20 protein-coding genes and 1 tRNA gene are annotated in these 24,614 nt (G+C 67.4%); 12 read left to right on the top strand and 9 right to left on the bottom strand.

Annotated features, from left to right (window positions below):
- Positions 1–1,636: 1,636 nt before the first annotated feature.
- Entirely contained in the window at positions 1,637–2,563 is a 927-nt protein-coding gene (locus ACFRCG_RS10980; RefSeq protein WP_380030521.1) for an alpha/beta hydrolase, read from the bottom strand.
- Between the two features lie 172 nt (positions 2,564–2,735).
- Here ACFRCG_RS10980 and ACFRCG_RS10975 point away from each other — a divergent pair, with 172 nt between their 5' ends.
- Together ACFRCG_RS10975 and ACFRCG_RS10970 are read left to right on the top strand one after the other, a co-directional pair.
- Positions 2,736–3,086, top strand: a complete 351-nt coding sequence (locus ACFRCG_RS10975; protein WP_380030520.1) for a hypothetical protein — start codon at positions 2,736–2,738, stop codon at positions 3,084–3,086.
- 335 nt (positions 3,087–3,421) lie between these two features.
- Complete coding sequence (locus tag ACFRCG_RS10970) at positions 3,422–3,973, top strand: YceI family protein (protein WP_380030518.1); 552 nt, start codon at positions 3,422–3,424, stop codon at positions 3,971–3,973.
- Positions 3,974–4,657: 684 nt separating this feature from the next.
- Here the strand turns inward: ACFRCG_RS10970 and ACFRCG_RS10965 are convergent.
- The gene (locus ACFRCG_RS10965; RefSeq protein ID WP_380030517.1) at positions 4,658–5,131 is read right to left on the bottom strand and encodes a hypothetical protein; all 474 of its coding nucleotides are present in this window, start codon (positions 5,129–5,131) and stop codon (positions 4,658–4,660) included.
- Positions 5,132–5,695: 564 nt separating this feature from the next.
- Between ACFRCG_RS10965 and ACFRCG_RS10960 the strand changes: the two genes are divergently transcribed.
- Both ACFRCG_RS10960 and ACFRCG_RS10955 read left to right on the top strand, forming a co-directional pair.
- On the top strand, positions 5,696–7,774 hold the full coding sequence (locus tag ACFRCG_RS10960) for a restriction endonuclease (RefSeq protein ID WP_380030516.1): 2,079 nt from the start codon (positions 5,696–5,698) through the stop codon (positions 7,772–7,774).
- Between the two features lie 241 nt (positions 7,775–8,015).
- Positions 8,016–8,873 carry a phosphotransferase gene (locus tag ACFRCG_RS10955; protein ID WP_380030515.1) on the top strand — a complete coding sequence of 286 codons (858 nt, stop codon included), beginning with the start codon at positions 8,016–8,018 and terminating at the stop codon, positions 8,871–8,873.
- A 7-nt stretch (positions 8,874–8,880) separates the two neighbouring features.
- Here the strand turns inward: ACFRCG_RS10955 and ACFRCG_RS10950 are convergent, their stop codons facing one another.
- Positions 8,881–10,260 (bottom strand): hypothetical protein, encoded by a 1,380-nt coding sequence (locus ACFRCG_RS10950; protein WP_380030514.1) that lies wholly within the window; start codon positions 10,258–10,260, stop codon positions 8,881–8,883.
- A gap of 214 nt (positions 10,261–10,474) precedes the next feature.
- On the opposite strand from ACFRCG_RS10950, the gene ACFRCG_RS10945 reads away from it, so the two are divergent.
- From ACFRCG_RS10945 to ACFRCG_RS10925, 5 genes are all read left to right on the top strand, one after another.
- Positions 10,475–10,963 carry a hypothetical protein gene (locus ACFRCG_RS10945; protein ID WP_380030513.1) on the top strand — a complete coding sequence of 163 codons (489 nt, stop codon included), beginning with the start codon at positions 10,475–10,477 and terminating at the stop codon, positions 10,961–10,963.
- Positions 10,960–11,202: a hypothetical protein gene (locus tag ACFRCG_RS10940; RefSeq protein WP_380030512.1), complete on the top strand. Its 243-nt coding sequence runs from the start codon at positions 10,960–10,962 to the stop codon at positions 11,200–11,202. The genes ACFRCG_RS10945 and ACFRCG_RS10940 overlap by 4 nt, the downstream gene beginning before the upstream one ends.
- A gap of 15 nt (positions 11,203–11,217) precedes the next feature.
- On the top strand, positions 11,218–11,523 hold the full coding sequence (locus tag ACFRCG_RS10935) for a hypothetical protein (RefSeq protein ID WP_380030511.1): 306 nt from the start codon (positions 11,218–11,220) through the stop codon (positions 11,521–11,523).
- Between the two features lie 212 nt (positions 11,524–11,735).
- Positions 11,736–11,951, top strand: coding sequence for a helix-turn-helix domain-containing protein (locus tag ACFRCG_RS10930; RefSeq protein WP_078976195.1), 216 nt, complete (start codon positions 11,736–11,738; stop codon positions 11,949–11,951).
- On the top strand, positions 11,951–13,105 hold the full coding sequence (locus ACFRCG_RS10925) for a tyrosine-type recombinase/integrase (RefSeq protein ID WP_380030510.1): 1,155 nt from the start codon (positions 11,951–11,953) through the stop codon (positions 13,103–13,105). Before ACFRCG_RS10930 ends, ACFRCG_RS10925 begins: the two co-directional genes overlap by 1 nt.
- Positions 13,106–13,167: 62 nt before the next feature.
- On the opposite strand, the gene ACFRCG_RS10920 is transcribed toward ACFRCG_RS10925, so the two are convergent.
- Positions 13,168–13,241: transfer RNA gene (locus ACFRCG_RS10920), tRNA-Gly, on the bottom strand.
- Positions 13,242–13,368: 127 nt separating this feature from the next.
- On the opposite strand from ACFRCG_RS10920, the gene dcd reads away from it, so the two are divergent.
- Positions 13,369–13,950: a dCTP deaminase gene (gene dcd, locus ACFRCG_RS10915; protein WP_020557430.1), complete on the top strand. Its 582-nt coding sequence runs from the start codon at positions 13,369–13,371 to the stop codon at positions 13,948–13,950.
- A 115-nt stretch (positions 13,951–14,065) separates the two neighbouring features.
- A complete protein-coding gene (locus tag ACFRCG_RS10910) occupies positions 14,066–14,563 on the top strand; it encodes a phosphoribosyltransferase (RefSeq protein ID WP_078976193.1) in 498 nt (165 codons plus the stop codon).
- A 33-nt stretch (positions 14,564–14,596) separates the two neighbouring features.
- Here the strand turns inward: ACFRCG_RS10910 and ACFRCG_RS10905 are convergent, their stop codons facing one another.
- The 4 genes from ACFRCG_RS10905 to clpB form a co-directional block, all read right to left on the bottom strand.
- Complete coding sequence (locus ACFRCG_RS10905; protein WP_380030509.1) at positions 14,597–15,199, bottom strand: bifunctional DNA primase/polymerase; 603 nt, start codon at positions 15,197–15,199, stop codon at positions 14,597–14,599.
- 263 nt (positions 15,200–15,462) lie between these two features.
- Positions 15,463–16,440 (bottom strand): Yip1 family protein, encoded by a 978-nt coding sequence (locus ACFRCG_RS10900; RefSeq protein WP_380030508.1) that lies wholly within the window; start codon positions 16,438–16,440, stop codon positions 15,463–15,465.
- Between the two features lie 143 nt (positions 16,441–16,583).
- Positions 16,584–18,812 carry a (Fe-S)-binding protein gene (locus tag ACFRCG_RS10895; protein ID WP_380030507.1) on the bottom strand — a complete coding sequence of 743 codons (2,229 nt, stop codon included), beginning with the start codon at positions 18,810–18,812 and terminating at the stop codon, positions 16,584–16,586.
- A gap of 372 nt (positions 18,813–19,184) precedes the next feature.
- Positions 19,185–21,803, bottom strand: a complete 2,619-nt coding sequence (gene clpB / locus ACFRCG_RS10890; RefSeq protein ID WP_380030506.1) for an ATP-dependent chaperone ClpB — start codon at positions 21,801–21,803, stop codon at positions 19,185–19,187.
- Between the two features lie 165 nt (positions 21,804–21,968).
- On the opposite strand from clpB, the gene ACFRCG_RS10885 reads away from it, so the two are divergent.
- Positions 21,969–22,634 carry a nucleoside/nucleotide kinase family protein gene (locus tag ACFRCG_RS10885; protein WP_380030505.1) on the top strand — a complete coding sequence of 222 codons (666 nt, stop codon included), beginning with the start codon at positions 21,969–21,971 and terminating at the stop codon, positions 22,632–22,634.
- A gap of 54 nt (positions 22,635–22,688) precedes the next feature.
- On the opposite strand, the gene ACFRCG_RS10880 is transcribed toward ACFRCG_RS10885, so the two are convergent.
- Entirely contained in the window at positions 22,689–24,518 is a 1,830-nt protein-coding gene (locus ACFRCG_RS10880) for a TIGR03767 family metallophosphoesterase (protein ID WP_380030504.1), read from the bottom strand.
- Positions 24,519–24,614 lie beyond the last annotated feature (96 nt).

Raw genomic sequence — 24,614 nt, 5'->3', positions numbered from 1 at the left:
CGACCCACACGCCACCCCCCAAACCCCAGCCACCCCCAACACCCAAGCCACACCAGGGTGCCGGACACCACGAGCTCCGCCGACCGCACCCGGCCCTTCGACAACCGGCAGCGGCACATCGACTTCGGCAGCCGATGCCCGCATGTCGACCTTCGACAATCAGCGGCCAAACCCTGCCCCCAACGATCGGCGCCCACGCCTGGACCCTCCACGGCCGACGGCCGAGCCTGCGCCATCGACGGTTGATCCCTGCGCCCTGGCCCCGGCCCCGGCGCCCGAGCCCCGGCCCCCGGCGATCGGCGGTCATGCCTCTCGTTTCGGTGACCGACCTTCCGCCTTCGGCAACCGGCGCTCACGCCTTCGTCTTCGGCGACCGGCGGCTGTGCTTCAGCGTTCGACGGCCGGCGGTCGTGCCTTCGGTTTCGGCGGTAGGCAGCCGAGCCCTCGCTTCCACAACCGCGACCACGCCGAGTCCTTCGACGTCCGGCCGCAGCGCCCCGGCCCCCGCTGACCGGCCACCGTGTCCTGGCCTGCGGCAGTCGCCGACGATGACTGCGGCGTCGGCGGCCGGCGACCGAGCTTCGGCTTCGGCAATTGGCGGTGGTGCGCCTGGTTTCGGGGGTCGGTGGTCGAGCCCTGACCGGTCGCCGAGTTCTGGCTTGCGGCGGTCACCGACTGTGGCTTTCGGCGTCGGCGGGGCGGTCGAGCTTCTGTCTTAGGCAACTGGCGGTGGCGCCCGTGCTTTCGGCGGTCGGTGGTCGAGCTTTGACCGGCTGGCGTGCTCTGGCTTGCGGCGGTCGCCGACTGTGGCTTTCGGCGTCGGCGGCCGGCGGCCGGCGGCCGAGCTTCGGTCTTCGGCAACTGGCGGTGGTGCCTCTGGTTTCGGCGGTCGGCGGTCGGAGTCGAGCTCTGACCGGCTGGCGTGCTCTGGCTTGCGGCGGTCGCCGACCGTTGCTTTCGACGTCGGCGGCCGGCGGCCGAGTTACGGTCTTCGGCATTTGGCGGTAGTGCCTGTGGTTTCGGCGGTCGGTGGTCGAGCTCTGACCGGCCGGTGTGCTCTGGCTTGCAGCGGACGCCGACCGTGGCCTTCAGCTTCGGCGGCCGGCGGCCGAGCTTCCGCCTTCGGCAACCGGCGGTCACGCCTTCGTCTTCTGCGGTCGGCGGCTGGGCTTGGCGTTCGACGTCTGGTGGTCATGTCTTCGCCGGTGACTGGCGGTCGTGCCTTTGCTTTCGGCGGTCGGTGACCGAGCCCTTCGCTTTCGTAACCAGCGACCATGCCGAGGCCGTTGGCGCCCGGCTGCGGGCCCCAGCTCCCGATGACCGGCAGCCGTGCCCTGGCCCGAGGTCACAACGGCCGTGGCTCGGCGTCCGGCAAACGGAGGCCGGCTCTGACTTTCGACGACGCCGGCAGCTACGCCGCGCCCCTTGCCTCCCGCCGCAGAGACCGGCGCCCATGCCTTGGTCTTGGGTGACAGGCAGCCCGATCCCGACTCCCGAAGCTGCCCCGCCCCCCGCGGTCCCGCAGCCGAGATCGCTGCCGCTGCCGCAGCCGCAGCCGCAACCCAGCCCCGCCTTGCCCCAGGCCCGACACCGTCGCCGGAGACCCGGCACTCCACGCCCCGGCCCCGCCGTGCGCCTACCCGACCCGGAAAGCCGCCCGCAGGGCGCGGCGGATGTCCTCCAGGGCCCGCCGCGAGACGTCCGCCGACGGGATCGCGTTGGAGCCATGGAACGTACCCGGCCGGTGATGCAGCTCGACCGGAACACCCGCCCGAATCAACCTCACCGCATACTCGATCGCCTCATCACGCAGCGGATCGAACTCGTTCGCCGTGATGTACGCGGGCGCCAAGCCCGCCACATCCTCGGCCCGCGCCGGCGCCGCGTAGGCGCTCGCCTCCGCACCCGCCAGGTAGTACCGCCAACTCAACTCCGCCTGCGGACGACTCCACAAGGGCGTCGCATCGAACTCCCGCATCGAGGGAGTGTCCAGCCGATCGTCCAAAACCGCCGTGTCCAACACCTGGTACACCAGCGCCGGCCCACCCTCGTCCCGAGCCCGCAGCGCCAACGCCGCAGCCAACCCGCCACCCGCGCTCACCCCGCCGACCGCGATCCGCCCCGCATCCGCCCCGATCGACGCCGCGTGCTCCGCCACCCACCGAAGCGCCGCCCACGCATCGTCGAAGCCCGCCGGAAAGGGATCCTCGGGCGCAAGCCGATACTCCACATTCACCACGACGCAGCCCACCTCCAGGGCGGTCGCCACGCAGCTGCCATCCGTACTGTCCATGTCCCCGAACACGAACCCACCACCGTGGAACCACACCAGCACCCCGAGCGCCCCACCAGCCCCGGCCGCCTCCACCGCGGCCGTCGGCGTATAGATCCGCACCGGCACACCCCCGGCCACCACCCGATCCTCGACCAGAAGCCCGTCCGGACGCTGCAAAGGCTGGGCCCGAGCCCGCTGCGCCGCCCGAAACGCCGCCGGCTCGGCGATGTCCACGGTCGGCAGATACGGGAGGACCGCGAGCAATTCGGGGTCTATGCGGTGATCCATGCCGCGGAAGCTAGCAGCGCCCGCCACCAACTTCCATGACGCCCCGTCAGATCCAACCCGATCGAGGCGGAAGTCACTCGCCCGCCACCCCACCCGAGCCCCACCCCGCCCGCCCCATCCCACCTGCGAAATCCGTTTCCACCCCACCCACCCGCGGCCGCACCATAACCCCATGAACGCCATCCCCACGACGACCCTCTGGCGGCCGACCGGACCGGCCGAGTTGGAGCTCGTACGCGAGTCCGGCTGGACCGCGTGGCCGGCCCGCCTGCCCGACCAGCCGATCTTCTACCCGGTCCTCAACGAGGACTACGCGATCAAGATCGCCCGAGACTGGAACGTCCCCGCCTCCGGCTCCGGCTACGTAACCCGCTTCCAAATCGAAACCGAGTACGTAATCCGCTACCCGGTCCGCCAGGCAGGCGGCAAATCCATCCTCGAACTCTGGGTCCCAGCCGAAGACCTCCCGGAATTCAACAAACACATAGTCGGCCGAATAGAACTGATCCACGAGTTCCACTAGCCCAAGCCCCAACCCACCCCGCCACCCCAAGCGGCGTCGGCCCGCCGACCCCTCCAGGGCAGCCACCCACAGAACCCCGAAGACCCGGCCCACGGCCCACGCCCGCGTGTCCACCCTGAGCCCGCCTTCAACGGAAACGGCCCACCACCCCTGCGAGCTGTTCGCATCGGTGCCGACCACGAGCCGCAGTGGTGGCGGCGGCCGTGGTCATCATTCGGAGTGCACTCCCCGCGCGTCCGGGCGGCCCAGGCGCCCATCACGCCTAGCGTGGGTCAGGAGACAATCCCGGCGAACCGCCGCCGGGATCCCGACCGACCCAGGGAGATCCGCTCACCATGACCGCCACCCTCCCCGAGCTCACCGGGGACTACGTCCTCGACCCCGCCCACACCCGGATCGGTTTCGTCGCCCGCCATGCCATGGTGACCAAGGTCCGCGGTTCGTTCAGCGATTTCGAAGGCACCGCCCACCTGGACGGCAGCGACCCGACCAAGTCCACCGCACAGTTGGTCATCAAGGCCGAGAGCATCCACACCGGCGTCGAACAGCGCGACCAGCACCTGCGCACCAACGACTTTCTCGACATCCCCAACTTCCCCGACATCACCTTCCGGACCACCTCCATCGAGGCGAACTCCGACACCGATTACCGCGTCACCGGCGACCTCACCGTCAAGGACGTCACCCGCCCCCTGACCATCGACTTCGAGTACACGGGCAACGCGGTCGACCCCTACGGCAACCTCCGCGTCGGCCTGGAGGGATCCGTGACCATCTCCCGCAAGGAATTCGGCGTGAAATGGAACGCGGCCCTGGAAGGCGGCGGCGTCCTCGTCGGCGACAAGGTCGTCCTGGAGTTCGACATCTCCGCCATCAAGCAGCCCTGACCCCACCCGACACACCCATCCGGCAGCGCCACAACCCAAACCCCGCCGGGACAACACGCAACCCGCCCCCCGGGCCCGCACCCCGCCCCGGCCCAAAGCCACCCCACGCCCGTTCCCGCCGAACCGCCCAACACCCACCGCCGAAGGCCGCAGCCCGATGTAGCAAATCCGAAAACGACGAAGGCCCAGTCCACGGATCATGTCCGTGACCTGGGCCTTCGTGAACGGAGCGGGCGACGAGAATCGAACTCGCGTTCTAAGCTTGGGAAGCGCCGTTCCTCGCTACGAGAGGATGCATCGTGATCAGGAGCGCGCCTCGGCCAGCCTTCGCGGCTCGGTGAGCCGTCAGTACCCCTGGCTATCCGCGACTGCCCATCCGTTCTGGCACGCATCTGGCACGGCGAGCGGCCTGCCTTTCCCAGGGGGAGCGCTCGCTTCCAGCGAACCGAGGCAGGGATGCTCAGCTAGGAAGGGTTGCCGCGATCTGCGCAAGTCTCCATCCGCGGCCTGGTATTCGCTCATCTTGAGTGCTGGTGAGAACCCCTGAGCCCGCGCCCCGTTCTGGTAAGCATCCTCATTCAGTGCGCCTAAGAACTGCCCTCGACCGCTGGTTGCCGCCCCTTCGGGTACGCCCAGGGCGCGCAGCTTGATCGACTGCACTGGCGGTATGACGCACGTAGCGGATCACTCAGCGATGTTGGTCCACGGCTCCGGTGACGCGGCCCGGTTCGCCTCGTTGCGCTTGAAGAGGTAGTAGCCAACAGTCTCGCCTTTGGTGGCTACGTTTTGACCCGAGGAAAGAAACTTGTCACGGCTCTGCTGGCCCTGTTCAACGAAGACAAACGAGCCGTTTACGAGCTCCCAGCCCTCACGGCAGACCGCATTGACGACCTCGAGCGGGTCGTTGGTCTTTTGTGAGGTCCCACTACCAACCATCGGCACGATGATTGCCTGTTGGCTCATCACGCTGAACGAGTACTGGTACACCAAGTCGCCACGCTCGAAGGACGTGCGGGCACGCCCGACCGGCGTGGCAAAGAAGGCCTGGCGGTCGCGCTCCGTTTTCTCGGCCTTGTGCTGTGCCTCGGCAGCCTGGCGCTTCTGCTCCTTCTCGGCCGCGGCCTGAGCTTGCTCTTCCGGAGTCTTCCTCAGCGCCACGTTGCAACTCCCTGCTCGTCGGGTGCGCTTCTGCGTGCCCGCCGTCCGAAGGTACGCGGAACCAGCGCCCAGCATCCGAGGAACGCGACTCAGAGCCCTGCACACGACTCCGGAGCGGGTGCCAGCAAATCCCCAAAACTTCCCCCTGACCAGCACGTTAGCCGCGTCGGGAAGCACCCAATTCCAAGATCATTACATGCATGCTGCACAACCAGCCAGCTGCCCCCAAAACCCAACCGAGGCACCCGGTCCACGGCATGCCGGGGGCCGGGTGGCATGCCGTGGTTTCTGCGCGCGGGTCACGCAACCCGACCAACAACCCGGATATTCGGCAACTGCGGCCCGATCCCCAAAGCTCAGTACCAACGGGTGTCCAACGCAACGAGCGCGCCCCGGTCGCGGCCAAAGGTCGCGTTGCCGGCCCCCAGCCGGCTCGCAGCGCAGCTGCGAACAAAAGAACGGGGGAGACGGGACGAGCCCGGGTCATGACTGTCGAACACACTACGTCTGTTGGTTTTCGGAGCTACAGTAAAACGCGACGCCATACAGACTATGAGGTGCGCTTTGAGTGATCCTTGGAAGAACCCCGTGCTTGTGAAAAAGTGGCAAGATCGCGCGAATACGATCGGGTACATCTCAGGCGGATTGGCAATTCAAGCCGCCCTGCTTAGGCAAGTTTTGGAGCGCCTTCCGGCCAAAAATAAAGACATTATTTACTTGACTTCTCAAAAAGGAGAGGAAGTAGCCGTCGAGTGCGAGAACCTGTGTGTTCATCAACTTTCAACTACAGAGCTTGTCGAGCGTGATGGACATGGTGGCTGGCGTGCATCTGTGGCTTCTCAGCAATGGCTGCAGAACGCTGACGGATTCTTTCTTGCAGCTCATATTCATGCGCGCGTGAAGTTCTTCGGCGAACTTTTGGAAGCCGTGGATTCCGATACAACACACGCACACCTCCTGGCGGTTGCATGCGATCCCTACGGGTTGTCATGGAACAGTGACGATCAGGTCCGTCGGAGAGTTGCTTGGCTCAGAAGTCTGGGATTCCTCGAACTTTGGAAAAGCAGAATTGTTCGCACCGAGTTGGGTGATCGTCTGCTTGGCGGTTTGGATGTCTGTAGCCCAGACGATGCGGCGGGAGCGTTCTTTGAAGTTCCAGCGGTTCGGGACACGAACCTCATGGGGCGAGTAGAAGCGATCCTGGCCAACGGTCCGGAGGGGATTAGGAACAAGAAAAGTCTAATCGGCTACATTCCCCGAGTCGACAAGGAAGCTGAACAAGATCAGACAGATGGAAAGATGACGCCTATTGGGGCGCTTAGAAAGATTTATGACCTAGTTGGGGATGGAGCATCGGTAGATGTTCTGCGTGACAAATGTGAAGCCGCCTTCGGAATTAGTCGAACCTCGTTCAGTTCTATGCTCAATTCGGTTCGGCATCTGGGGGTGATCGAGCAGACAGGATTGGACGAGTACGCCATAATTTCTGATATCGAAGTTCTGCTCAAGCCCGGAGAAGAACCGACCTTTGTGGCTCACTTGCACTCGCGGTACTTGTTCGTTGGGGAGATTCTACGGCATCTAGATGAACCCTCAACGGCGGCCGGGCTGACGCAAATTGCAAAGAACGAGTACGGCTACAATCAGATCACGGCTGGCGAGGTTCGTGTCCGACTTCAGTTCCTCCAGGATGCGCAATTGATCCACAGGATCGACTGGCAGCGTTTTCGTTCAACCGCGCTCGGCAAGCAGTTTAGTCAACTATTGCCAGCCGTCGAAATGCTCCCAACGGAGACTGTGTCTCATAATCCGAGCGATTCTCTGTCGTCGGATGTCGAGACGGCATTGACTCGAAGGCTGAAGGATTATGGAGGAAGTGGAACCAATAGTAAGGAATTCGAGATTGCTGTCGCCGAAGCATTTCAGGTTCTGGGATTCAGAGCTGAGCACCTGGGAGGTTCAGGGCGAACGGATGTGCTGGCTACGGCTGAACTGACGCCAAGCGATACATTCCAGGTAATCGTGGATGCGAAGAGCTCCGGCGGCGGTGTAATTACTGACTCGCATGTGAAGTTCGACGCATTGAAGGACCATAAAAAGAAGCATCACGCCGATCACGTCGTTGTAGTCGGCCCCGATTTTTCGGATCGCGTTAAACAATGGGCTGTCGAGCGTGGGTTCGCTCTCTTCACAGTTCGCGCATTGACGGAGATGCTCGAACGGCACCGCGTGACACCTCTAGGACTTAGAGAGATCGGTGAGATTCTAACGCGAGCGGATTTGCATGAGGAAGAAGCTGCAGATAAGTACTCTTCTCTAGAGCAGCAAAGAGATTTGCTTATTCGAATCCTTCAACTGGCTTTTCAGGAAGCTACCGACGAGGATCCTATTTCGGAGGGTTACATCAGCATCGAAAACCTCACGTACGTATTGAGGAAGGAGATTTCTCCTCGTCCTACGATGAATTCGATTAAAGATGCCTTGGATTTTTTGAGTGGTCCTTTGGTGGGTGCTCTGGAGGAAAGTAAAGGTCGATATAAGATCTTGGACTCGCCAACTAATGTTGGGATTCGTCTTAGCGGACTGGGCGCGGGACTGGGCCTTGCCGGAAGAGGCCCGGTGAAGGGAAGCAAGGACGTGTGATCCCGTCGTTCTCCCCTGAGCAGCCTGAGCGTCGCCGGGGGTGCGCCGTGACCGGCGGCCACGCCGCACGCGCGGCGTGGCCCAGGGCGGCGCGCTTGATCCTGTAGAGCCAAATTCGGCAATGGTCGATTGGGCGTCGTTCGAGGGTCGGCAGGGCGTGGGATGCGGGTAGCTTCGCGGTATGGCGGATGGCGGGGTGTCTGGGGCCAGCGGGGCGTTCACTGCGGAGCATGCTCGGGAGGTGTTGGGCTCGGCGTGTGCCGTGGCCGGGCTGAGCGCTGAGGGGGCGTCTCTGCTGCGGCTTGGGGAGAACGCTGTTTTTCGGTTGGGCGATCCGGTTGTAGTGCGGGTCGCGCGATCGGCGGACCAGATCGATGAGCACGAGCGGACTGTGGCTGCTGCTCGGTGGCTTGCCGAGGTGGGGTTCCCGGCGGTGCGGGTCGTTTCGAGGATTCGGCAACCGCTCGTGGTTGATGGGCGGGTGGTGACGTTCTGGGAACTGGTGGCCGAGGAGGAGCGGTTCGCGGGCGTGGTCGCGCTGGCCGAACTGGTGCGGCGGTTGCACTGGCTGGAGGAGCCGGAGTCGCTGGGGGTGCCGTATCTGGAGCCGTTGGCGGCGACCTGGGGGCGGATCGATGCCGCGGTGGCGTTGGGCGATGACGACCGGGCGTTTCTGCGGCAGCGGGCCGAGGACCTGCGTAAGCGGTACGACGCTCTGGAGTTCGTGCTTCCCTTCGGGCTCGTGCACGGGGACGCGAACGTCGGGAATGCGCTCGTCGACGAAGCGGGGCGGGCTGTCCTCATCGACCTGGACGGGTTCGCGCTCGGGCCACGTGAGTGGGACCTGGTGCTGACTGCGATGTACTACGAGCGGTACGGGTGGCACACCAGGGCCGAGTACGAGTCGTTCGTGAACGCGTACGGCTTCGACGTTATGAACTGGTACGGCTACCCGGTCCTGGCAGACATGCGCGAGCTGATGATGACGGTGTGGCTGACGCAGAACATGGCTGGCGATGCTGCGGTGACGGCGGAGGTTACGCGGCGCATGTCGGACCTGCGATCCGGTGCCGACCGGCACGGGTGGAAGCCGTTCTGAGGCCGGATCAACTCGCGGTCTGCTGCCACAGGCGGTGGCTCTCGGCCTCCTCCAGGAATTCGGCAACTGGAGCTGAGGTTACGAACACCACCAACTTCGTGCGGAATTCCGACAGGTACGTCACACATCGGGCGGACTTGAGCTGTCGCCCGAGTTTCAGTGCGGTGAGGGCGCTGCGGCAGGCGAGATCGGGTTCTCCGGCCGTCAGGTGGGCTTCTGCCAGGACCATGGTCGCGAAGAAGTCGCTGCGGACGTAGCGGCCGTCCGTACCGCCGAGACACAGTTCCGCGTATGTGGTGGCTTGCTGGGCTTGGTGCATGTCGCGGAAGCAGTGGCCGAGTTCGGCGGACAGCTCTGCCTGGTCGAAGTAGCCGATCCACTCTGGGTCTTCACCCGGGTTGGTGCGTTCGAAGATCGTCGTTGCCCGGGTCAAGGCCGTGTTGCATCCGGCGTGGTCGCCGACGCGGGAGAGCGCTCGGGCCTCCATCGCGAGGAACTGTGCGGTCAACGTTGGGGTTGCGTGGCCCGTGGTGCCGAGCTGGGCGGCGCGGGCCAGGTTGGCTGCCTCGGTGAAGCGGCCGAGGTAGGTGGCCTGATGGCTCATCGCGGAGAGGACGCTTCCGGCGAGACGGCGATCCGCGGCGGCCTGGGCCAAGCGGAGGGCCTGGATGAAATAGCGTTGGGCCAAGCCGTGGTGGCCGCTGTCGTAGCTCATCCACCCGGCGAGGAGCGTGGCTTCGGCGACCGTGCCGAACAGGGCGCGGCCCACGGGCTCCGTGCTGCGTGCGGTCAGCAATTCGGCGACGTCGCCGTTCAGGTACTGGATCAAGGCTCGGCGGCCGTGCCCTCCCCCGAAGCGGTTGTCCAAGTCGGCGTAAACGTCAACCGTTGCACGGACGGCTTCGACGTCTGACATCCCGACCTGGGTGCGGGTTCGTGAATTCGGCAACTGCTCCTGCTGTCCGGAAACGAGCCACGCGAGCGGCGCCGCGTTCCAGGCGGCCGGGTCCGGGGTCAGCGCTTGCATGTCGTCACCAGGTGCGAGATCGGCACGCCACAGCGCTGCAAGTGCTTCGATACCGTCCGTGGGAGTGCTGGGGTAGACCGTGTCCGGGGCCTCTGGAGCGGCCGGGGTGTCGGCCAACCCGAGGCGGTGTGCCGGCCGGCCGTAGACCTTCACCAGCAGCTCGACGTAGTCGGCGGGGTAGGTCTGGCCGTTCTCCCAGCGGGCGATGCTTCGCAGGAGTGATGTGTCGGTGGGGAGAGAGCGACCCTCCTGCGCGGCGGCCTGGCGGAGGGCGTAGACGAGGCGGGGCTTCTTCCAGCCGAGGTGATTTCGGGCTGCGCGTAGGAGATCGGCTTGATACGGCGTGGTGGTCGACGCCACGAATCGCCTCCCCGGAAGCGGAGCCAGATCAAGCCATCATGCTCGCGCACACGAAGCGTCGTCAAAGAATCGCAGTGAGTTGATCTTGCTCACGCGCGCTTAGGTGACAAGCCGTGTCACCCCTTGTCATCCCTTGCCGTCTGCCTCGGACCGGTGCCGCCGTCGCATTGTGGTGATGCCCGGCGGAACGACCGGCGGGCTTCGGGAGATGAACATGACGCTTCATCAGGCGAGTGAATCCGCCGGTGCCTGGCTGCTCGCAGCCCTCGGTACCTCGGCCGGGACCGGACACCCCCGGGCGCCTCGGCTGTGGGCGACCGGCCACGTCGTGGACGCGGTCATCGTGGCGGACCGGCTGGGCATCGAAGCAGTCGACTGGTATCGGCGTCTCGGTTCCCTGGCTCCGCCGTCCGTCATCGACCACCAGGCGCGGAAGGTCGCTTTCTTCATTGCGCCAGTCGGGGAGCCCTTCTTCGCGGGCGCGTTGACGGTTCTACGAGGGGATGTGCCGTACCGCTACCTCTCGACAGGCGGGTACCTGGTGGTCCCCGGCCGAGATGCCGAAGCCGGAGATCGCTACCAGTGGCTCAGCAGGCCCACGGAGGAATCCACCCTCGATCGCGACGCGGTCGCGGGTGCTCACCGTTCATCTCCTGATTGCGCTGCGCAACCTGTCTGCCGCCGCCGAGGGCACGGGCGATGAGTGATCCGGACGCGACTTCCTGGTCGCCTATCGACACCACGGCTTGGTACGAAGCGCGAACCGCGGTCGCCGCCCTGCGGGATGTCCTGATCGCCGCCGGCCTAGCCGAGCACTTCCCCTATCTCCGTGCCGACGTCAACGCCTTCGGCCATGGGTTTGTCGAACTCGGCCGCACCACACCGGAAGCCGCTACCCGGCTCGCCGAACTTCTCGCCGCAGCCGAGAAGAACCCCACCTGACAAGGAGGTACCGCCATGCGTCCTGCCGCCGACAACGCGCGAACTTGCGCTCCACATGCCGAGGTTCTGCACTCCGGCATCCCCTACGTCCGTGGCTGGAGCAAGGCGAACAACGCCACGACCGAACTTGCCGCACGCCTGGCCATGGCCGGCCTGCACGATGGCTTCGGAGCGCTCAAGGCGGAAGTGAACGTCCACGGTGACGGCCTGGTCAACCTCGGCCCCGTCCCTGCCGACGCAGTCCACCGCCTGGCCGCGCTCCTCGCCAACGGCCTTTGTGTCGAGCTGGATCACCTCGCCGCGCACGACGAAGCAGCCTGACCCACATACCCCGGTCGGGTGCGCAAGACGGCTCCCCGCGCACCCGACCGGACCAACGCACCACCCGACCGATATTCGGCAACGGCCGCCACAGGCCGGCTCGCACTGACCAAACGCCCAACGGTGTCGAGACAACCAGCCGAGGTCCCCACGCAGACGGGCCCAACAGGACGCGACCTGACCAGTCCAGACCTGCGAGGGAACTTGCTCCCGTGAGCGAGAAGAGCACTCCCGGACGGCTCCTGACCGTCCCCCAAGCCGCCGACCGGCTCAACGTCGGCGAGCGCTTCGTCCGTCGCCTCATCGCAGAGCGGCGCATCACCTTCATTCGGATCGGCCGCCATGTCCGGATTCCGGCGGACGCGGTCGACGCCTTCATTCGCGCTGGGCTCGTGGAGCCTGGCAGAACTCATGGAAAGGCGGCCTGATGGCCAACAACAAGGGGCGGCGCCGTCGTTTCGGGGCGGTCCGTCAACTTCCGTCCAAGAGGTGGCAGGCGCGATACCCCGGGCCGGATGGCCAACTGCTGACGGCTGACAAGACATTTGCCACCAAGACGGCCGCCGAAGAGTGGCTGACCGACACCGAGTCGGAGATGCGGCGCGGCGACTGGATCGACCCGCGCGGCGACCTGGTCTTCGGTACGTTCGCCATCGCCTGGATCAAGGAGCGGCCGAACCTCCGACCGCGCACGCGTGAGTTGTACAGCATCCTGCTTCGCCTGCACCTGATGCCGACCTTTGGCATGGCGGCCATCCCGGCTATCAAGGAGGCGGACGTACGCCGCTGGCGCGCCACTCGCCTGGAAGGCGGCGTCGGCCTGTCGACCACCGCCAAGGCGTACCGGCTCATGCGCGCGATCATGAACACCGCCGTGGACGACGGCCTGATCCGCCGCAACCCCTGCCGCATCAAGGGCGGCGGCGACGAGAAGGCTCCGGAGCGGCCGATCCTCACCCTCGAACAGGTCTTCACCCTCGCGGATGGCGTCGGGCCTCGCTACCGGGCTCTCGTCCTCCTCGCGGCCTTCGGTTCCCTGCGCTGGGGCGAACTCGTGGCCCTCCGTCGCGATCACGTGGATCTCGACGCAGGCGCCATCCGTATCGACGTCTCCGCAATCGAGATGAGCAACGGCAAGCGCATCACCGGACCGCCGAAGTCGGCCGCCGGCAAGCGCACCGTCACCATCCCCGCGCCGATACTCCTCGACCTGCGTCGGCATGTGGAGTGGTTCGCGGAGAAGGAAGAAGACGGCTTGCTCTTCGTCGGTCCGAAGGGGGCAGCCCTGCGTCGCTGCAACTTCACCCGGGTATGGCGCCGCGGGACCCATCACCTCGGAGTGACCGACCTCCACTTCCACGATCTACGTCATACCGGGAACGTCCTCGCTGCCGAGACCGGCGCCACCCTCCGAGAGCTGATGGATCGCATGGGCCAGTCGACGTCACGCGCCGCGCTCATCTATCAACACGCTCGCGCCGGCCGGGACCAAGCCATCGCGGACTCGATCGCGGAGCGGATCAAGAAATCTCGGCCCCAAGATCATCGCCAATCTGGCACGGATCTGGCACGCGAGGCGTAGGAGCCCTGGGAACGGCGAAGGCCCAGGTTACGGATCATGTCCGTGACCTGGGCCTTCACATATGGAGCGGGCGACGAGAATCGAACTCGCGTTCTAAGCTTGGGAAGCTCATGTTCTACCATTAAACTACGCCCGCAACACAGGGCTCCTTGGAGCGCTGCACCGTCACTCTACCGGATGGTCGAGTGTGGTCGCAGCATCGTTCCGGCGGTGGGTGCGGGAGCGTTTGGGTGGATCCGGGGGGCTGCGATTACGCTTTGCCCGTGCTTCTATCGGACAAGGACATTCGCGCGGAGATCGACTGCGGTCGGGTTCGGATCGATCCCTACGAGCCGGCCATGGTTCAGCCGTCGAGTGTGGACGTTCGACTGGACCGGTTTTTTCGGGTCTTCGAGAACCACAAGTACCCGCACATCGACCCCGCCGTCGAGCAGCCCGACCTCACGCGGATGATCGAGCCGCCGGAGGGCGAACCGTTCATCCTGCACCCGGGCGAGTTCGCGCTCGGTTCGACCTACGAGGTCGTGTCCCTGCCGGACGACGTCGCGTCGCGGCTGGAGGGGAAGAGTTCGTTGGGGCGGCTCGGGCTGCTGACGCACTCGACCGCCGGGTTCATCGACCCGGGCTTCTCCGGGCATGTGACCCTGGAGTTGTCCAACGTCGCGACCCTGCCGATCAAGTTGTGGCCGGGGATGAAGATCGGCCAACTGTGCATGTTCCGGCTGTCGTCGCCGGCCGAGTTCCCGTATGGGTCCTCCGTGTACGGGTCGCGCTATCAGGGACAGCGCGGGCCGACCCCCTCACGGTCGTTCAAGGACTTCCACCGCACGAACGTCCGCGATTAGGAGGAGGGGGCGCGGGTGGCCCGGGACGACCGTCCAGGACGATCCGACCGCGACCTCGACCCCGGCCCACACCCCCGCGACCGACGCCCCCGAACAGAAGATAGGCACCCCGGACATGAGTGACGTGCGCGAAAACCTCACCTGGCCGCTCTTCGGCCAGGCCACGCGCGAGCTGGCCATGCAGGTCGCGGCGGACGGGTACGAGCCCGACATCATCCTGTCGATCGCCCGCGGCGGCGTGTTCGCGGCCGGAGCGCTCGCGTACGCGTTGGACGTCAAGAACCTGCACCTGGTCAACGTCGAGTTCTACACGGGGATCGGCACCACGCTGGACATGCCGGTCATGCTCGCGCCGGTGCCCGACGTGGTGGACTTCTCGAACAAGAAGGTGCTCATCGCGGACGACGTCGCCGACACCGGCAAGACGCTGCTCCTGGTCCGCGACTTCTGCGAGGGCAACGTGGCCGAGGTGCGCTGCGCCGTGGTGTACGAGAAGCCGCAGTCGCTGGTGAAGTGCGAATACGTGTGGAAGCACACCGACGACTGGATCAACTTCCCGTGGTCCGTCGAGCCGCCCGTGGTCACCCGCCAGGGCCAGATCCTCGACGCCTGAGCGACGCGCGGCGCGGGACGACTTCCGCCCGCGTCACCGCGCCTGCGTGCTGAACCGCATCAACGCCCCGAGCACGTCCACCGCCCCCGGCAGCCCCCGCTCGGTCGGGTCCGGCGGCACCGCCCACCGGGTCCGCCCCCCGCACGCCGTGGACGAGGGCGGAGCCGGTACGAAGTGGCCGACCGCGTGGTGCCGAACGTCGAACCGGGCCGTGTCGTTGTGGTCCACCGTGTACCAGTACAGGTTGCGCGCGCCCGGGTCGACCAGGAACAACAACCGCTCGCCCGGCAGCTGCAACACCGGCCCCAGCGGCAGGCCGACCACCTCGAGCTGGCGGATCGCCGCGTAGCCGACCTGCGCTGGCGCGTCCAGGACGTCGAACTCCAGCCCGCTCGCCAGCAGGACGGTGTACGGCTTGCCGCTCCACCACTCCCACACGTCGTCCGTCGACCGGGTGGCCCGGGTCAGCCCCGGTTCGGCGGCGGGATGCGCACCCGGGTCGGGGCATTCGGTGTCGCCGCACGAACATCGGCCGTCCTCGACGTAGGCACCGGGCAGCACGGGCCAACCCCGATCCACGACGTAGAAGAGGGCGGCGGCCTGGAGCGCAGCCCGGGTGCGTTGCCGCACAAGCATGTCCGTTCCGTTCCTCGCGACCGGACCACGACGAAGTGTCGTGGTCCGGCAGGTGTACTCCCGGTACTCCTACGAGTACACCGCCCGAAACGGCCCCCGAACAGATCCGCAACGCGGCTCGACCGTGCCGCTTGCGGTCCGCTTGGTCCACTGCCGGCACGCTTCGCCGCCGGCCTGACCAGGCGTCAGCCCCCGCGCCCGGCCCGAACCACGCCCCCGCCCCCGGGGATCCCCCGACGTCACGACCCCCCGACGTCACGACCTCACGACGTCAACGGCAGCTTCAACACCAACAACAGCGCGATCAACTCGACCGCCACACACCCGAGCGCACGCGGCCACGCCAGCTCGTGCACCCGCATCATCAACGTCGTCAACATCCACGCCGTCAGCACGAACGAGAGCAGCCCGACGCCGGTCACGATCGCGTTCTTGTCCGGCGCGAACATCGCGACCGCCAGGCGCGGCGCGTCCGCGATCCAGACCACGATCATCGACAGCGTGATGAACGGCGTCGGCGAGCCGTTGCCGCCGAACTGGGTGGCCAGGGCGTGTGAGACCAGGCCGAGCAGCGCGCAGAACGCCGGCACCATGACCACGACGATGCCGAGCGCCGGCACGCTCGTGCTCAGCGTCGAGTGCACGATCTCCTTGCGCGACGCGTCGTTGGCCAGCACCGCGAGCACACCGCCGAGCGCGGACATGATCAGCGCCGGCCACCACACCGCCTGGTCGCGGACCTCGTTCATGGTGCGCAGCGGCCGCAACACGAGGCCGCTCAGCACCTCTTTCCAGTGCAGGTACCTCGGCGGCCCACCGTACGGCGGCGGCTGGTACTGCTGCGGCTGCGGAGGCGGCACCGACGGCGTCACCGTCGTGTACTCCTCCGGCGGCGCGCCGTAGATGTACAGACTCGTCTCGTCGGGCAACGACAGCGGCCCGTAACCCGAGTCCCGCGACCCGCCCTGCCCACCCTGCCCGCCCTGCGGCGGAGGCGGCGGCGGAACCTGCTGCCCATACCCCTGCTGCCCAGGCTGCCCGTACCCCTGCTGCCCAGGCTGCCCATACCCGTGCTGCCCGGGTTGCCCAGGCCCCTGCTGCCCGTACCCCTGCTGCCCGGGCTGCCCCTGCTGCCCCCCGTACCCGTCGCCGTAAGCCCCGCCGTATTGAGGTGGTGGGTAACCCTGGCCGGCAGGCGGGGGCTGTTGCCGGTACGGGTCGTAGGGTCCATTGCCAGTCACACCCCTGACGGTACCGGCACCACACCCCCCTCCGTCGTCGCGGGACGGTGGTAATTCGGGCACAAAACCGAACGCCGCCGGCCCCGAGGGAACCGACGGCGCTCGCCGCACACCGAGCGCGCCGAAGCGCGCCCCGAAAAAAGCTACTTGGCCCCCGCGTCCTCCAGGACGCCCTCCTCGGCCGGCGGCTCCGGCAGCTTGACCGACTGGAGCAGCAGCTGCGCCACGTCGACCACCTGCAGCTCCTCCTTCGCCTCGCCCGCCTGCTTCTTGGCGTTGATCGAGTCGGTGAACATCACCAGGCAGAACGGGCACGCGGTGGAGACGATGTCCGGCTTGAGCGAGAGCGCCTCGTCCATGCGCTCGTTGTTGATGCGCTTGCCGATGCGCTCCTCCATCCACATGCGCGCACCGCCGGCGCCGCAGCAGAAGCCGCGCTCCTTGTGCCGGTGCATCTCCTCGTTCCGCAGGCCCGGCACCCTCGCGATGATCTCGCGCGGGGGCGTGTAGACCTTGTTGTGCCGACCGAGGTAGCACGGGTCGTGGTACGTCACCAGGCCGTCGACCGGCCCCACCGGCAGCAGCCGACCCTCGTCGATCAGGTGCTGGAGCAGCTGGGTGTGGTGGATGACCTCGAAGTGCCCGTCCAGCTGCGGGTATTCGTTCGCCAGCGTGTTGAAGCAGTGCGGGCACGTGGTGACGATGCGCTTCTTCGGCGCGTCCTCGAGCGCCGCGTTCAGCGTCTCGACGTTCTGCGCCGCGAGCATCTGGAAGACCACCTCGGAGCCGAGCCGGCGCGCCGAGTCGCCCGTGCAGGACTCCTCCTTGCCGAGGATCCCGTACTTGACGCCCGCGATGTCGAGCAGCTCGGCGAACGCCTTGGTGGTCTTCTTCGGACCGTCCGCCAGCGCGCCCGCGCAGCCGACCCAGTACAGGTACTCCAGTTCGGCGGGCTCGATGTCCTGCCCGACGATCGGGACCTCGATGCCGGTGGTCTTCTTCAGCTCCTTGACCCAGTCGAGCCGGGCCTTGGTGGCCACGCCCCACGGGTTGCCCTTGTTCTCCAGGCCCTTGAGCATCGTCGCCGCCTCGGACGGGAACGCGCTCTCGATCAGCACCTGGTAGCGGCGCATGTCGACGATGTGGTCCACGTGCTCGATGTCGACCGGGCACTGCTCGACGCACGCGCCGCACGTCGTGCACGACCACAACACGTCGGGGTCGATGACCCCGTTCTCCTCCGCGGTGCCGATCAGCGGCCGCTCGGCCTCGGCCAGCGCCGCCGCCGGGACCTTGGCCAGCTGCTCGGGTGTGGCCTTCTCGTTGCCCTCTTCGTCCTTGCCGCCGCCCGCGAGCAGGTACGGCGCCTTGGCGTAGGCGTGCTCGCGCAGCGACATGATCAGCAGCTTCGGGGACAGCGGCTTGCCGGTGTTCCACGCGGGGCACTGCGACTGGCACCGACCGCACTCGGTACAGGTGGAGAAGTCGAGCAGGCCCTTCCAGGAGAAGTGCTCGACCTGACTGACGCCGAACACCGCGTCGTCGGCGGGGTCCTCGAAGTCGATCGGCTCGCCGCCGGAGGTCATCGGCTGCAGCGCGCCCAGCGCGACCGTGCCGTCGGCGTTGCGCTTGAAGTAGATGTTGAAGAACGCCAGGAACCGGTGCCAGGCGACACCCATGGTGGGGGTGAGGCCGATGGTGATCGCCCACGTCATCGAGATGACGATCTTGATCGTGGCGACCAGGTAGACCAGGTTCTCCAGCGAGTTCTCGGACAGGCCGCCGAACGCGGAGACCAGCGGGTAGCTGACCCAGTAGCCGGGCTCGTACGAGTCCACCCCCGCGAGCGCGCCTTCCAGCCCGCGCAGCAGCATGATGCACACGCCGACCGAACCGACCACGAACTCGACGAAGTACGCCTGGCCGAAGTTGGACCCGCCGAACCGGCTCTTGCGGCCCGCCCGTCGCGGGTGGCTGAGCTGGCGGATCACGATCAGCACCAGGATGCCGAGCACGGTCATCAGGCCCATGAACTCGGTGAAGACCTCGAACGGGTCCCAGTGGCCGAGCCCCCACAGTGCGAACTCGGGCGAGAAGAGCTGCCCGTACGCGTTGACCAGGGTCAGGATGAGTGCGCCGAAGCCGACCATGACGAACCAGTGCGCGGCGCCGACGATGCCCCAACGGAGCATCCGGGTGTGCCCGACGGTCTCGGTCAGCATCGTGCCCAGACGCTTGCCGGCCGCATTGGTCCGGCCGCGGACGGGCTGTCCGAGTTTGACGAACGAGTAGATGTATGCGGCGGTGCGCCCGAGTAGGGCGAACCCGATCACGCTGATGAACAGCGAGATCACGATCGCTGCGAGCTGCATGGGCGTTCGGCTCCTCCGGTGGGACGTCCCTTCCGGGGCGTGTATCGGCCGACAGCGTACGGCCGTGCGGGCATCTTACCCACTGGTAACTTAACCACTGCGTCGATGATATCTGTCACGCCGGACGCTATCGGCTTCGCAGGTTTTGCCCGCTTTATCCCACGCCGGACGATCTTGTCGGACCCCACACTCCACTCCGGACCGGCTCCCGAGCCGATCCGAACGCGGCGCACCGACCCACTCGGCTCGCCAGTTGTGTGACGCACCGTCAGATCTGTACACACGCATGCTGCCATGCCACGGCGCCGGGACCCGCAAGAGGTCCCGGCGCCGGGTATTTCGCCCACGTCCACCGACCGCCGAGGCGGCCGATCACAGTGTCTTGACGGCCTGCTTCTGAGGTTGCACGACCAGCGCGTCGCCCGCTTCGTCGAGATCGACCAAAACCGTGTCGCCGTCGCCCACCTCGCCCGCCAACAGGGCGCGCGCGAGCTTGTCGCCGATCGCGGTCTGGATCAGCCGGCGCAGCGGCCGAGCGCCGTACGCCGGGTCGTAGCCGGTCAGCGCGAGCCAATCGCGCGCCGCGTCGGTCACGGTCAGGGTGATCCGCCGGTCCTTGAGCCGGGCGCCGAGCCGGTCCACCTGGAGGCCGACGATGTGCGCCAGCTCGTTCGTGCCGAGCGCGTCGAAGAGCACGATGTCGTCGAGCCGGTTCAGGAACTCCGGCTTGAACGAATTGCGGACCACGTCCATCACCATCTCGCGCTGCCGCTCCGGCGACAGCGTGGGATCCACCAGATACTGCGACCCCAGGTTCGAGGTCAGGATCAGCACCACGTTGCGGAAGTCCACCGTGCGGCCCTGGCCGTCGGTCAACCGCCCGTCGTCGAGCACCTGGAGCAGTACGTCGAAGACCTCGGGGTGCGCCTTCTCCACCTCGTCGAGCAGCACCACCGAGTACGGCCGCCGGCGTACCGCCTCGGTCAGCTGGCCGCCCTCCTCGTAGCCCACGTAGCCGGGCGGCGCGCCGACCAGGCGCGCGACCGAGTGCTTCTCCGCGTACTCCGACATGTCGATGCGCACCATCGCGCGCTCGTCGTCGAAGAGGAAGTCGGCCAGCGACTTGGCCAGCTCGGTCTTGCCCACGCCGGTCGGGCCCAGGAACAGGAACGAGCCGGTCGGGCGGTCCGGGTCGGCGATGCCGGACCGGGCCCGGCGGACCGCGTCGGACACCGTCATCACCGCCGCCTGCTGCCCGATCAGCCGCCGGCCCAGCTCGTCCTCCATCCGCAGCAGCTTGCCGCGCTCGCCCTCGAGCAGCCGCCCCGCCGGGATGCCGGTCCAGGACGAGACCACGTCGGCCACGTCGTCCGGGCCGACCTCCTCCTTGACCATCGCCGTGCCGTCCGTGCCCCGATCGCCCTCGGTCGCCGCGGCCTCGGCCAGCTCGCGCTCCAGGGTCGGGATCTGCCCGTACATCAACTTCGACGCCGTCTCGAAGTCCCCGTCGCGCTGGGCCCGCTCCGCCTCACCGCGCGCCGCGTCGAGGCGCTCCTTCAGCTCGCCGACCCGGTTCAGCCCGGCCTTCTCCTGCTGCCAGCGCGCGGTCAGCCCGCTGAGCTGCTCCTGCTTGTCGGCCAGGTCCTTGCGCAGTCGCTCCAGCCGGTCCCGGCTGGCCGCGTCGGTCTCCTTGGCGAGCGCCATCTCCTCCATCCGCAGCCGGTCCACCGAGCGCTGCAGCTCGTCGATCTCGACGGGGGAGGAGTCGATCTCCATCCGCAGCCGCGACGCCGCCTCGTCGACCAGGTCGATCGCCTTGTCGGGCAAAAAGCGCGCGGTGATGTAGCGGTCGGACAGGGTGGCCGCCGCCACCAGCGCGGAGTCGGCGATCTGCACCTTGTGGTGCGCCTCGTAGCGGCTCTTGAGCCCGCGCAGGATCGCGATCGTGTCCTCGACGCTGGGCTCGCCCACGAACACCTGCTGGAACCGGCGCTCGAGCGCCGGGTCCTTCTCGATGTGCTTGCGGTACTCGTCCAGCGTGGTCGCGCCGACCAGGCGCAACTCGCCGCGCGCGAGCATCGGCTTGAGCATGTTGCCCGCGTCCATCGAGCCGTCGCCGGTGGCGCCCGCGCCGACCACGGTGTGCAGTTCGTCGATGAAGGTGACGACCTGGCCGTTGCTGGACTTGATCTCGTTCAGGACGGCCTTCAGCCGCTCCTCGAACTCGCCGCGATACTTCGCGCCCGCCACCATCGCGCCCAGGTCGAGTGCGATCAGCCGCTTGTCGCGCAGCGACTCGGGTACGTCGCCGGCCACGATCCGCCGGGCCAGGCCCTCCACGACGGCGGTCTTGCCGACGCCGGGTTCACCGATCAGTACCGGGTTGTTCTTGGTCCGCCGCGACAACACCTGGACCACCCGGCGGATCTCCGAGTCGCGGCCGATGACCGGGTCGAGCTTGCCGTTCCGGGCCTCCTCGGTCAGGTCGCGGCCGTACTTCTCCAGCGCCTGGTAGGTGCTCTCCGGGTCCTGCGAGGTGATCCTCGTGCTGCCGCGCACCGCCTTGAAGGAATCGAGCAGCGCCTGCGGGGTGGCGCCCGCCTCGCGCAGCGCCTCGGCGACCGCGCCGGAGCGGCCGGAGGCGAGGCCGACCAGGACGTGCTCGGTGGACACGAACGCGTCGCCGAGCTTGTCGGCCTGCTTCTCCGCCTCGTCCAGCGCGAGCATCGTCTCCCGGGCGAGCTGCGGGGCGGCCACCGTCGAGCCGGACGCACTCGGCATACGATCCGCGATCCGGTCGACCGCGACCTTCAGCAGCGGCACGTCGACACCGGCGGCGCCGAGCAGCGGGACGGCGATCCCCTCGGGCTGTTCGAGCAGGGCGAGCAGCAGATGCGCGGGCTCCACCTGGGGGTGTCCCGCCGCGGCAGCCTTGCGGATGGCGACCGAAAGGGCCTCTTGGGCCTTGGTGGTGAGCTTCTGTGCATCCATGTGAGGTGTGCGTCTCCTTCGCTTCGGGCACGCGCTGTCACGGCCATCATCCCGTCCGTGCCGCGCGTGTACCGCACCCGAACGGTTCGTTGACTATGGCAACCACAACTAAGTTGAGTCTATTCCACTCAACCATGCGTTGCCCGGGATGCTTACACTGCGGACATGCCAGATGTGTCCGGTGCTCTCGAAACACTCGACGCGCTCGCGGATGAGGCGGTACGTCTCATTCCGGCCGCGCCCGGGGCCGGGCGGGTCGTGCTCGGTCTCGCCGGTCCGCCGGGAGCCGGGAAGTCCACGCTCGCCGGTCGGCTCGTGCGCGCGATCGAGCAGCGGGTCGGGTCCGGTACCGCCGCCTACGTGCCGCTCGACGGCTTCCATCTCTCGAACGTGCAGCTCAAGCGGATCGGGCGGCTGCATCGTAAGGGCGCGGTGGACACGTTCGACGTGTGGGGCTACGCGACCACGCTGGCCCGGGTGGTGCGGGAAGTGGACCGGGACGTGTACGTGCCCGACTACGACCGGACGTTGCACGAGCCGGTGGCCGCGCGACACGTGGTGCGGCCCGGGACGCGGATCGTGGTGACGGAGGGCAACTACCTGGCGCTGGACGCGCCCGGCTGGGCCGACGCCTACTGCCTGATGACCGAGGTCTGGTACGTACACGCCTCGGACCGGGTCCGCGACGAGCGGCTGACCAGGCGCCAGCGCCGGGGCGGGCGCAGCCCCGGCGAGGCGATGGCCTGGGTCGCGGGCAGCGACCGCCCCAACGGCGAACTCGTCAAACGCTCGAAGTCGCGCTGCGCCCGGGTGGTGACGGTGGTGTGGTGAGCCCGCGGCGCTCGTCGGCGCGGATCGACGCGGCCGGCCCGCGGCCCGCCGTCCTCACCCGCCGGACGGGCTGAAGGGGGCCGGGACCAGGAGCTCCACGTTGCGGTCCTCCAGGCGGCCTCGGCGGCCGTCGACCTTCGGGTCGGGGCGGTCTCGCTCCTGCCAGTCGTTGCCGGCGAGTTCGCGGGCCAGGGCGGCCAGGGCCAGGGGGGAGTCGAGCTTGTTGCCGTGTGACTCCGGGCCGGCCGAGTCGATGATCGTGCCGAATATGGACAGGGTCCCGTTCATGTTGTCGGCGATCTCCACGATCCGCGCCTGGGAGGGCCAATCGATGTGCGACGCGGTGTTGACCTCCCAGAACCCGCCGGGGACCGCGCTGCCCGCCGGTCGCGGGTAGGGCTTCACGTAGTTGTCGTGGGTGTGCCCGTTGACCCACAACACCACGTTCGGGAACCGCAGCAGCAGCGCCTGCACCTGCGGCCCCAGGATCCGCGCGGGCTCCCCGGCCGGCACGGTCTTGTTGGTCATCGTCTCGATGGTGTGGTGGCTGAACAGCACGAACAGCTTGTCCTGACCCGTGCCCCGGACCACCCGGCCCTGCTCGTCGAGATGGCTCGAACTGCCCTTGACCAGCTGGTCCTCCAGCCAGGCGAACTGGGTCGGGTCCAGGCATCCCGAGTCCGAGCCGTACGAGTTCACCGTGTCCAGGACCAGGCAGCGCACCGGGCCCTGGTCGAAGGTGTAGTACGCGGTCTTGGTGTCCAGGTTCTGCTGGGTGAAGCCGTGGCCCTTGGGCAGGCCGGTGGTGTTGAAGTGCTCCTTGATCGTCTCCGCGCGGTCGACGAGGCGACGATCCGGATCGGCGGTGACCTTGCGCTTGGGGCCGGCCAGCAGCGCCGCCAGCGCGTCCGGCTTGCCGCTCTGCAGTCCGAGGGCCAGCGTGACCACGGTCTGCCCAGGGGATATGTCGAGCACCTTCTCGTCGCCGACCGCGACCTTGCCCAGCATTTCGCTGACCGGCAGGTTGCCCTGCACCAGGCCGTCGTGGTTGCCGTAGGCGCTGTACCAGGGGGTCTTCAGGCCGGTCGCCTCGAACGGCCGCCGGCACGCGTCCAGCAGGCCCGGCACGGTGGGATAGCCGTACTGGCCGCGCGGCACGTCGTCCTTGTGCCCGGGCGGCGTGCCGTCGGGGTGCCAGTAGCGCTCGTGGTACGCCACCGCGTCCATCGGGCCCTCGTACCTGTTGCGATCGCCCGAGTCGGGCGTGACCTTCTTGCCGCCGTCGAGCACGTCGATGTACCAGCGCAGCTCGTTGAACTGGATGTTGTCGGTGTTGTCGCCGGTGCAGATCGTGAAGGCCAGCGGCGCGCCGAGGGCCGGACCCTTGCCGATCCGGTTGAGCGACTGCACCATCGCCTCGGCTATCTGCGCGGTCAGCACCTCCTGCGGGCGGTACGCCGACTGGAAGGGCAGCAGCTTGGCGAACGGCTGGTCCTTGTCGCTGTGCCGGTCGAGGAAGTCCACGCGCGCGGTCGACTGCGAGTCCTGGATGTGGATGTCGGTCAACTGGGTGAACGCGACCAGGGAACGCCGCTTCGCCTTGTCGCCGGAGCTGCCGCCGGGCACCAACTCGCCGCGCAGCAGGTGCGGTTCACCGGGTCCGGCGACGACCTTGCGGTAGCCGCCCGGTCCGGGCGGGCCGAGCACCAGGGTGCGCTCCAGCGTGGTGCCGGCCGCGCCGGCCGGCTTGGGCGCGCCCGACTTGGGTGCGTCGCTCGACTTCCCGTCGGGCTTGTCCTTGTCGTCGTCGGAGCACGCGGCCACTCCGAGCAGTGCCGCGCTCGCGGCCGAGTACTTCAGCACGTCCCGACGATTCGGCTTCATGCGGCGACCCTACTGACGCGTAGCGAGCCGCATCAAGGAAGCGTCGAGGCCGCACAAAAAAGGCGAGGAGGGGCACGGCCGGGGCCGTACCGCCTC

It is taken from the genome of Embleya sp. NPDC056575 (assembly GCF_042793325.1).
In the GTDB taxonomy this organism is placed as follows: Bacteria; Actinomycetota; Actinomycetes; order Streptomycetales; family Streptomycetaceae; genus Embleya.
Note: the sequence above shows the minus strand (reverse complement) of the source record. Positions and strands in the feature narration are given on the sequence as shown.